We start from the raw sequence: 7,340 nt of genomic DNA, 5'->3' as shown, positions 1-7,340 counted from the left end.
TGGTACTTATCAGCATTTTGTCATCTAAAAAATGAAAAAAGAGTTTTTAGATTGGACCGTATTTCCAAAATTGATGTTTTGGAATCGGATAATGACTATATGGATGTTGAAATTAAAAGTCGTACAGACAAGTTCAAAACATGCACATATACTCTTGAAATGAGCAATAGCATTTACAGAGTCCTTAAAGACAACGACTATTTTAAAGAGGCGACTATTTTAAACGAAGGCGATTTGATAAGGGTGGCCATCACAACTAAGATGGAGCAGGAAATAGTGAGGCTGGTACTTGAAAATCCAAATACAATTACGGCACTGGGACCAAGTGAGTTCTTGATGAAAATCAGCCATTTAATCAACCAATTAAAAAATAAATATAATTTTTAAAACCCTGACAGGTATGTGTCAGGGTTTCTTTGTTATAATGGGCATGAAAAATAAATTTAAGGGAGAAATAAAATGATTTATACGGTAAATGGGCCAATCTCAAAAGAAGAATTGGGTTTGACACTAGGACATGAGCACTTTAAATGGGAGTATATCGATGAATACGCTAATCAGATGTACTTTGAAAAAAAATACAAGGATGAAGATATTGAAAAATCACATCAAGTTCTTTTACCTGTGATGAAAGAGTTATATCAATATAAGTGCAGAGCAATCGTAGAAGCATCGCCACCCATTGGTGGTCAGAATGTTAAGCTGTTAAAAAAACTTTCAACGGATTCAAATATACATATCATTCCCAGCACGGGATGGAATGTGCCATCGCACATCTATGACATGTTTACGGATACCTTTGAAGAAAAAATGGCTAAGAGATGGATACATGATTTTGAAGAGGGACTGGATACAATTGATGGCATAAAGATAAGACCGGGTTATATCAAGCTCTTGTTAAACAAAGGTAAGCTTTCGGACCATGACAAGGCCCTTTTAAAAGCAGCTGTCAAGACCAGTAAAAGAACTGGCTTGCCAATACAATGTCATATATTGGAATATGAGATGGTATATGATGTTATCAAACTTTTAGAACAAGAGAAGGCAGACATGAGTAAGTTTCTCTGGTCCCATGCAGACCAGGAGGGTCATGAAGACACGATCAGGTTTGCATATGAAAAAGGCATTTGGATTGGTTTCGATATGATTCAGCCAGATAAATATGAAGAAAAAATAAGATACATTAAGTTTGTCTTAAAAGAGGGATATGGTGATAAGGTTTTATTATCTCAAGATGATGATTTTTATAATGATATTATGAAAAATGGAAATAATCATGAGTGTACAAGTCTCTTTAAATCTTTTATGCCCTTATGTGAGGAAAAGGGGATAAAGAGACAAGTGTTGGAAGAAATGATGACGCGTAATCCTGCAGCATTTTATGATATTGAATAGGTTGACCTTGGTCAGCTTATTTTTTTGGTGAAAAACATTTTAAATAATGCAAGCTTATAAGCGCCTCTTGATATGGTATAATATAGAAAAATTATGCATTTATATATTTATGAGAGGAGCACATTATGGATTTTGAAGTCAGATCATGTTGAGACGCTGATGTAAAAGCGTCAAGTTTTGACGATTTAACGATTTTATCTGAAATTAAAGCCATCAAACGTGAGCCCGTTTCAGACCAGTTTGTAAAACACATTGTCAAGGATGGTAGAGTTGATAGAAAGGTGTACCTAAAAGATACCTTATGGAATATTGGTGTTCGTCTTAATATAAATCGAGATAATTACAGGGTACCGACAGGTCTGTATGCTTTTGGTAGGCCAGATAAGCAGTCAGAGGTCATCGTTACAGGCAATTATAAACTTACTTTTGATTATTTAAGGAAATATCTCAGAAAAGATTATTGGGTTCTAGTAATCGATTCAGATGGCATTAACGTTTGGTGTTCAGCAGGAAAAGGCAGGTTTGGAACTGCTGAGGTCATTCGAATGCTTCAAGAAATTGAGTTGCCTGTTGACCATAATCGTATAATTCTGCCACAATTGAGTGCACCGGGTATTCAAAGTCATCTGGTAAGTAAAATCACAAAGAAGAAAGTCATCTTTGGTCCAGTAAGGATACAAGACATGGATGAGTTTATAGAGGATGGCATCAAACCTGAGATGAGGTTAGTCACCTTTAATTTAAAAGACAGATTGACTTTGGTGCCAATTGAAATCATATTTAATTTGAGGGTTTTAGCAGTTACGCTTTTGTTGGCGATGTTACCAAGAGTACCCATGACCTTGTTTTGGATATCACTATCTTCGGTTATTTTGGGAACTCTTATTTTTCCGGCATTATTGCCAATATTACCATTTAGAATGTTTTATAAAAATGGAATGCTTGTGGCTTTACCCTTGCTCTTGTTTCTATTACGAGGTATGAATGCCCTTAACATTGGCCTCGTTATGCTAGGTGTAATCTATACCAGTTTTTTAGCCATGAATTTTACGGGATCTACGACCTTCACTTCGCTTAGTGGGGTCAAAAAGGAGTTAGAGCAAGCAATTCCAATCATGGTTTGGATGGGTCTTGTTTCAATTTTAATAACCTTGGTAGGATTGATAAAGGTGATACTATGAGATATTTAGAAGTTGCAAGTCTAGAGTTTGATTCGGGAAAATGTATAGGCTGTATGAGATGTACAGAGGTTTGCCCGCATCAAGTCTTTATTAAGACGACTGTAATCGAGTTAGCACATAAGAATAGGTGCATTGAATGCGGTGGATGCCAAATGAATTGCCCCGTGAATGCGATTTCAGTAAGGGCAGGTGCAGGCTGTGTTTCAGCGGTCTTATATTCTTATCTCAAGAAAAATCGATTTTTCGGTAAATTTATTAAAGGCTCCTGTTGTTGACATGAGTTTCTATTGCAATGCCTTATGAAAGTTTACAACCAATCTTCAAAGCAAACCACGACAAAACCTCCAGACTTTCAATTAAAAGTTAATGGAGGTTTATTTTATAGTACCATCTTGCACGGGAAAAATCGCATCTTACATGCCTTATGGCGCATGATACTTATAGGTGCATTGTAAATTAAAAATAAGGGGTCTATACTTAAATTAAGAAAGGGGATGAATTCATGAAGGTGACCATAGAACAGGTTTCAAAGGCATCAGAAAATGAAGTTATTATACGTTATCACACCATGGATGAGTCGGTACATAATTTACTACATTTTCTAGAATTACCTGACCAAAAGCTATTAGGTGAGATTGAAAAGGAGATGCATATTTTGGATCCTGAGAAAATTTATTATATTGAAAGTGTTGACAACAAAGTATTTATATACGGTGAAAATCAAGTTTATGAAAGTCGTAAGAAGCTTTATGAGTTAGAGTCGGAGCTGATTAATAATCAATTCTTTAGAGCTTCAAAATCAATGATTTTGAATATTAAAAAAATAGAATCTGTTCGCCCTCTTTTTGATGGTAGATTTGAAGCTTCTTTGAAGAATAAGGAAAAAGTTTTTATATCTAGAAAATACGTTGCGGTCTTAAAGCAAAAACTGGGCTTATGAGAGGAGGAACCTGTATGACATTTACGAATCACTATAAAAAATTATTCTTAGACGTTTCAACCCTATGTGGCGTTATACTCATCTTCGTGGTCATTTTTCTACAATTAGGCGGTATAGGGCATATAAGCATAAGAAACATATGGCAGATTGTACTATTAGGTGCAGCTCTGGTATTGAGATTTGAGTCTTTTATTAACTTTCATGGCTTATCAGATAAATTGATGAGATTAAATTATATCATTACTTCAATACTTGCTGATATAGCCTTATTGGTGCTCCTTATATATTTCACACCAGGTGGTAAGAATTTTCAAAATCTCGGCTGGGGAATATTAATCGTGTATATGATCTCAAAAGGCTTGATATATGCGATGGTTTATATCCAAGCATTGCAGAATGCCAGAAAAATCAATGATAAATTGAACCGCTTAAATCTAGAATAACCATAAATCCCCAAAAAAAATGGACTGATTACTTTGTCAGTCTGTTTTTTTGGGTATAAAAAAAGATGACTGATTTACGACCCGTCACCTTACTGCCATCTTAAGTATACCATAGATATCGTCAAATAATAAGTCTGTTTTTCTGCAAAACCCTGTGTTAGAATGTCATATGATGGAAATAACCTCCGTTTATGGTGTTAAAGAAAGGTGATTTTAATGCGTAAAAAACAAGTGGATTTAGAATTTGAAAATAAGCATTTAGAGGAAACTGTTGAACTGGCTAAACGTCAACTTGAGGCTGTTAAAAATCAAAATGAGAACAATAAACGGGCAATTCTTGAAGCGAAAAAAGAGATGCGGGAAAATACTTCTCATTCAATATCAAATCTTTGGTCTAGTGAAGGCTTTGAAGCTCTTGCTGATTTGAACCAGTATGCCCATCTGATTTCAAATAAAATCATGGATTTTGAAAACGTAGATAAACAAGTATACCTACTTGAAAACATGATAAAATCACCTTACTTTGCAAGAATTGATTTTAAGTTTGAAGACACTCCACATTACGAAAAAATCTATATAGGCAGGGCATCTCTTGAAGATGACGATGCCAAAGAAATAGTAGTATATGACTGGCGGGCTCCCATAGCAAGCGTTTTTTATAGATATACTCTGGGTGATGTTCATTATGAAGCCCCTCTTGGTAGAATCAATGGTCATGTCAATTTAAAGAGACAATATGAAATCAAAGAGAGCAAATTGGAGTATTTTTTCGACACAGATATTCAGATTGTTGATGAGTTCTTAAAAAAGCTTTTGTCTCAAAATGCTTCATCAAAAATGAAGGCAATTATTGAAACCATACAAAAGGACCAGGATGTCGTTATCAGAGACATGGACAATGAGCTTATGATGGTTCAGGGTGTCGCAGGAAGTGGGAAAACATCCATTGCGCTTCATAGAGCAGCCTACCTTATGTATCAAGGGCTTACGGATAAGTTGTCATACAGTAACATCATGATCATCTCACCAAGTAGTCTATTTGAACAATATATTTCCAGTGTCCTACCTGAACTTGGTGAACACCACGTGAATTCCATGATTTTTGAAGAATTAATTGAGGACATCCTAGGGCATTTAAAAATACAATCAAGATATCAATTTCTTGAAAACATGATGACAAATGCACATGATCGCCCTATTATTAAAGCATGCATTGAGTATAAAACGTCAATACATTTCAAGTCGTTATTAGATCGATATATTGATGAGCTTAAGATGTCTGGTAGAGGGATAGATGATGTTTTTACTATATACAAGAGTTTGATTACCGATCCAAACCTTATACCGCGACTATCGAGGATCGCCAATACAAGGCCTCCTTCAAGTGAAATACTAGACTATACAAGAGAAAATTTAGAATCACCAGTAGTTCATTATGACGATGCCATAGTATTGGCCTATTTGCATTTAAAGTTGTTGGGAAATGATGCCTATAAAGTGATTAAACAGGTCGTTATAGACGAAGCCCAAGATTATTATCCACTACATTTTGAATGCTTAAATTTGCTCTTCCCCAAAGCCAAGTTTACGGTTTTAGGCGATGTCAATCAAACCCTTGAAAAGCAGGAAAAGATTGAATTGTATGAGCAAATCAAGAACATTTTTAATAAAAAGAGAGCTTCTTTAATTTCTATGAATAAGAGCTTTCGATGCACCAACGAAATTCTTCAATACAGTTTAAAATTCTTAGGACGAGAACCAGATATAAGGAGTTTTAATAGACAAGGCGTAAGGCCTCAAGTTTATGGTTCTCAAGATCAAAAGGGGCATGTGGAAGAGATTCTTTCTGAAATTAAGGTCTCTAAAGAGATGGGCTACCAGTCAATTGGCCTTTTATGTAAATCAGAAAAAAATGCATACCAAATATATGACGCTTTAAAAGATAAAATAGATATTCAAATCATTGAGCCCGATACAATCTCTACCTTACACGGCGTCTTTATCATTCCAGTTTATTTATCAAAAGGCCTTGAGTTTGATTCTGTATTGATTTGTGATGTTTCAAGTGAAAACTACAATACGATTGACGACAGAAACCTCTTGTATATCGCCTGTACTAGGGCGCTTCACAGGTTAAACTTATTTTACATGGGTGAATCCAGTCCACATTTAAAAAACAGGATTGACATTAGTACTAGTTAGTGATATATTGTTGTTGAATCACAAATGCTTTTAAATGGTATTTACAAAGATTAATTAAGGTTCCAGTAGGGTTAAACCAGATTGGAGCCTTATCATTAAAATTATATTACTAATTAGTGATAGTATGGAGGTATTAAAAATGAATGATTTTATGAAGGTTGTTAAGGAAAGAAGATCGGCGAACAAATTCTTAGAAGATATTAAAATCCCAAGAGGTGACTTTGAGGCAATTTTTAAAGAACTCTCTTTAGCACCATCTGCCTTCAATCTTCAGCATGCAAAGTACTATATTGTGGAAGATGCAAAGAAGACAGATGAGGTTTATGAGGCGGCATTTAAACAGTATAAAATTAAGACGGCATCAGCAACCATAATTGTTACAGGCAACAAAAACGCTTATAAATCCGCAAACAAAATTTATGAGGGGTCTTTGATGCTAGGCATTCTTGACAAAATGGAGTATGACTATATGATTGATACCATTAACAATCTCTATGAAGGTTGGGGAGAAAGTTTTCAACATGACGAAGCTGTAAGAAATGCATCATTATCGGCCATGCTCTTTATGCTTTTGGCAAAGGACAAGGGGTGGGATACTTGCCCTATGATTTATTTTGATAAAGATAAGGTCGCATCACACCTTAATATTCCTGAGAATGAGGTGCCAGTCCTAATGATCACAATGGGTAAGATGGATAAGACCAGCGACAAAATCAGAGGTTTCAGGAAACCAATTGGTGAATTTGTAGAGTTCATATAGATTTTATCGACAAAATGGGTCATGTCAGTGTATAATCAGATATAAACTATTTGAGGTGAACTTATGGAAAACAATAAAAATATGAATGAAAATAATGAATTTGAAACTGAAGGCTGTGGATGTGGCTGTGGACATGACCATGATCATGAGCATGAACATGAACACCATCATTCAGTTACGATTGAACTTGAGACAGGTGAGGAATTAGAGTGCCCAATCATTGACATCTTCGAGGTGAATGAAAAGGAATATATCGCAATTTTACATCCGGTTGAAGAAATTGCAATGCTTTATGGATTTATCGACTACGAAGATGGTTCAATTGAATTAACTGAAATCGCAGATGATGATGAGTACGAAGCTGTTTCACAAGCATTTGATGCATTATTTGAAGAGGAAGACGAAGCATAATCAAAATC

9 protein-coding genes are annotated in these 7,340 nt (G+C 35.2%); all 9 read left to right on the top strand.

Annotated features, from left to right (window positions below):
• Positions 1–387 (top strand): helix-turn-helix transcriptional regulator (locus tag AC220I_RS15430; RefSeq protein WP_486724753.1); only part of this gene is annotated, 387 nt, incomplete at its 5' end.
• Positions 388–459: 72 nt separating this feature from the next.
• A complete protein-coding gene (locus tag AC220I_RS15425; RefSeq protein WP_486724752.1) occupies positions 460–1,395 on the top strand; it encodes a phosphotriesterase family protein in 936 nt (311 codons plus the stop codon).
• A gap of 281 nt (positions 1,396–1,676) precedes the next feature.
• Positions 1,677–2,576, top strand: a complete 900-nt coding sequence (gene hgcA / locus AC220I_RS15420; RefSeq protein ID WP_486724751.1) for a mercury methylation corrinoid protein HgcA — start codon at positions 1,677–1,679, stop codon at positions 2,574–2,576.
• Complete coding sequence (locus tag AC220I_RS15415) at positions 2,573–2,851, top strand: 4Fe-4S binding protein (protein WP_486724750.1); 279 nt, start codon at positions 2,573–2,575, stop codon at positions 2,849–2,851. Before hgcA ends, AC220I_RS15415 begins: the two co-directional genes overlap by 4 nt.
• Positions 2,852–3,078: 227 nt before the next feature.
• Positions 3,079–3,516, top strand: coding sequence for a LytTR family DNA-binding domain-containing protein (locus tag AC220I_RS15410; RefSeq protein ID WP_486724749.1), 438 nt, complete (start codon positions 3,079–3,081; stop codon positions 3,514–3,516).
• 14 nt (positions 3,517–3,530) lie between these two features.
• Positions 3,531–3,959: a hypothetical protein gene (locus AC220I_RS15405; RefSeq protein ID WP_486724748.1), complete on the top strand. Its 429-nt coding sequence runs from the start codon at positions 3,531–3,533 to the stop codon at positions 3,957–3,959.
• 216 nt (positions 3,960–4,175) lie between these two features.
• The gene (locus tag AC220I_RS15400; RefSeq protein ID WP_486724747.1) at positions 4,176–6,161 is read left to right on the top strand and encodes a HelD family protein; all 1,986 of its coding nucleotides are present in this window, start codon (positions 4,176–4,178) and stop codon (positions 6,159–6,161) included.
• Positions 6,162–6,300: 139 nt separating this feature from the next.
• A complete protein-coding gene (locus AC220I_RS15395) occupies positions 6,301–6,921 on the top strand; it encodes a nitroreductase family protein (protein WP_486724746.1) in 621 nt (206 codons plus the stop codon).
• A gap of 63 nt (positions 6,922–6,984) precedes the next feature.
• A complete protein-coding gene (locus AC220I_RS15390) occupies positions 6,985–7,332 on the top strand; it encodes a DUF1292 domain-containing protein (RefSeq protein ID WP_486724745.1) in 348 nt (115 codons plus the stop codon).
• Positions 7,333–7,340: the final 8 nt, after the last annotated feature.

Source organism: Fusibacter sp., from assembly GCF_057447755.1.
The sequence above is the reverse complement of the archived record's forward strand: the minus strand, read 5'-3'. Positions and strand labels throughout refer to the sequence as shown.

What these genes read in the sequence shown, in the direction of transcription:
- AC220I_RS15415 (WP_486724750.1), top strand. Translation starts at nt 2,573, where the DNA reads ATGAGATATTTAGAAGTTGCAAGTCTAGAGTTTGATTCGGGAAAATGT.
- AC220I_RS15400 (WP_486724747.1), top strand. Translation starts at nt 4,176, where the DNA reads ATGCGTAAAAAACAAGTGGATTTAGAATTTGAAAATAAGCATTTAGAG.
- AC220I_RS15390 (WP_486724745.1), top strand. Translation starts at nt 6,985, where the DNA reads ATGGAAAACAATAAAAATATGAATGAAAATAATGAATTTGAAACTGAA.
- AC220I_RS15410 (WP_486724749.1), top strand. Translation starts at nt 3,079, where the DNA reads ATGAAGGTGACCATAGAACAGGTTTCAAAGGCATCAGAAAATGAAGTT.
- AC220I_RS15425 (WP_486724752.1), top strand. Translation starts at nt 460, where the DNA reads ATGATTTATACGGTAAATGGGCCAATCTCAAAAGAAGAATTGGGTTTG.
- AC220I_RS15395 (WP_486724746.1), top strand. Translation starts at nt 6,301, where the DNA reads ATGAATGATTTTATGAAGGTTGTTAAGGAAAGAAGATCGGCGAACAAA.
- AC220I_RS15405 (WP_486724748.1), top strand. Translation starts at nt 3,531, where the DNA reads ATGACATTTACGAATCACTATAAAAAATTATTCTTAGACGTTTCAACC.